At 66.5% G+C, this 1,736-nt stretch carries 2 protein-coding genes; both read left to right on the top strand.

Annotated elements, in window-relative coordinates:
* Positions 1 to 879: patatin-like phospholipase family protein (locus CCN33_RS29830; protein ID WP_086696440.1), on the top strand; the 879-nt coding region annotated here is incomplete at its 5' end.
* A 294-nt stretch (positions 880 to 1,173) separates the two neighbouring features.
* Positions 1,174 to 1,686, top strand: coding sequence for a hypothetical protein (locus CCN33_RS29835; RefSeq protein WP_086696441.1), 513 nt, complete (start codon positions 1,174 to 1,176; stop codon positions 1,684 to 1,686).
* The last annotated feature ends 50 nt before the right edge of the window (positions 1,687 to 1,736 follow it).

Raw genomic sequence — 1,736 nt, forward strand, 5'->3', positions numbered from 1 at the left:
GAACTGCTCCGCACCGGCCTGCAAAGAGACATCATCCGCAAGGCATTCACCCCTGCCGCCGCCACCCGCAACCTCGCCGCCGCAAGCCGGGCCGCAGCCCGGGGCCTGTTCTCCCGCACTGTCACCGTCGCCCGCCCCGTCAACCGCACCGACGCCCTGGCCACTCTCCTCACCGAGCGGGCCTTCGGCACCAAGACCATGGACCAGGTCACCCATCCCGGCCTCGACACCGTCCTCACCGCCACCGACCTGGCCACCACCAACGCCGTCCGCTTCGGCAGCACCCTCAGCAGCTGCTCCCGCTACGGCACCATCACCGAGCCCGTCCAGGTCGCCACCGCAGTCGCCGCCTCCGCGGCCTTCCCCGTCCTGCTGCCAGCTCTGGAACGCACCTTCACCTTCGAACGCTCCGGCCAGCGCCAGCGCCAGACCGTTCTGCTGACCGACGGCGGCGTGTTCGACAACCTCGGCCTGTCCGTCCTCGAACCCGGCAGGAACCCCGCATTCACCCCCCAGGTCTTCGACGTCTCCTACATCGTCGCCTGTGACGCCGGGCCGGGAGAACTGCCCGCCAAAGCGCCGCACTTCTTCGCCGGACGCCTGCGCCGCTCATTCGAGGTCGTACACCGCAAGAACCAGGACGCAGGCCGCGCCCGACTCCACGAGTGGGGAGCCGCCGGGCGCATCGACGGCTTCACACTCGCCTACCTCGGCATGCAGGACCACCGACTGCCCGCCCCGCCCGCCGATCTCGTGCCGCGGGAACGAGTCGCGTCCTACCCAACCAACTTCGTGGCAATGAACCGAGCCGACTTCACCGCTGTAACCACCCGGGGCGAGCAACTCACGCGCGCCTTGCTCCCGCTCTACCTGAACTAGCCAGCCGGCGAACAGCCGCACGGCCCACGACGAGTCTGAACCACGCAGCAGCGGCCCAGCCGATGGACCGCCTCTGACACCAGATCTCCGACGGACTACTGCTCGGCGACCAGGCCGAGGAACTGCATCCTTGATGCGTCCCGCACAACGCGCTGGGCTGGCAACGGGCAACCAGCACCGTTATCGCAGACACGAAACGACTCGATACGCCAAAATCCAGTTGATCCATATACTTTAGTGGCGAACCACCGAAAAACCATGAACCAAAAATCCGTCCGACACCATCCTGGAAGCATGACCGCACAACTGGGCACCCCCCAGGAAGCACTGCTTCCCGCGCTGAACTTCAGCGTCACCCACGTCGGCCTGCAGACTCGAAAAATCGAAAGCGCGCGCCAAGAAGGCCGGCAGGTAGAGACCAGCTTTGCCATCACACGCACCGTCCTCCTCGCCCTGAACGCAGTCGGCGGCATGCCAGAAGCCAGGCAGCTGAAAGACTTCTTCGCCTGGCCGACCTGGCAGGCTCCCGGCATCCCCAAGCCAAGCCACAAGTGGACGGCCATCTTCGGTACCCAGACCAGAGCCTTCGAAGGCATGCACGGCGCCGCGCCCGCAGGGGGACAGCCGACGATCATCCGCAACAGCGACCACATCCGGGTCACCGACGCTATGTGGCAGATGCTGCAGGCACAGGAATGCGTCGTCTTGTGCACGGGTCTGGCCGGTGACCCCACCGCAGCCGAGTTCGGTGCCGCAGCCGTTGGCGGAAAACTCCAGGCCGTACTGGCACGAGCACTGTTCCACTGAGCTCCGCCCGCCCCAGGAGAGAACGACTCACCGGCCCAACCCGACTGGAC

The sequence above is a fragment of the Streptomyces recifensis genome, from assembly GCF_002154615.1.
Taxonomy (GTDB): Bacteria; Actinomycetota; Actinomycetes; order Streptomycetales; family Streptomycetaceae; genus Streptomyces; species Streptomyces griseoluteus.

Excerpts from the sequence above, each read along its gene's own strand:
- CCN33_RS29835 (WP_086696441.1), top strand. The coding sequence starts at position 1,174 with ATGACCGCACAACTGGGCACCCCCCAGGAAGCACTGCTTCCCGCGCTG.